This is a genomic window from Streptomyces sp. HPF1205 (assembly GCF_020400825.1).
Lineage (GTDB): Bacteria > Actinomycetota > Actinomycetes > Streptomycetales > Streptomycetaceae > Actinacidiphila.
The window spans coordinates 1-396 of sequence record NZ_JAINVH010000165.1 but is presented as its reverse complement, the minus strand read 5'-3'; the positions used below and the strand labels follow the sequence as shown (position 1 = coordinate 396).

The 396-nt window shown below is 70.2% G+C and carries 1 protein-coding gene; it reads left to right on the top strand.

The features are described from left to right. A partial coding sequence (locus K7G61_RS36125; RefSeq protein ID WP_308190823.1) for an arabinofuranosidase catalytic domain-containing protein occupies positions 1-396 on the top strand: 396 nt, incomplete at both ends.

The following is a 396-nucleotide window of genomic DNA, read 5'->3' as shown; positions in this document are numbered from 1 at the left end:
AAGGACATCGGCCTGCTGTCCGCCGGCGGCTACGCCGACGCCTCGGCGCAGGACTCCTTCTGCTCCGGCACGACCTGCGTGATCACGATCATCTACGACCAGTCGGGCAAGGGCAACAACCTCACCCAGGCGCCCGCCGGCGGCGCCGCGGGCGGGCCCGACAACCTCGCGGTGGCCACCGCCGCGCCCACCGTGGTCGGCGGCCACAAGGCGTACGGCGTCTACATCCCGCCGGGCACCGGCTACCGCAACAACCACACCAGCGGCATCGCCACCGGGGACAACCCCGAGGGCATGTACGCCATCGTCGACGGCACGCACTACAACGGCGGCTGCTGCTTCGACTACGGCAACGCCGAGACCAACAGCAACGACGACGGCAACGGCACGATGGAG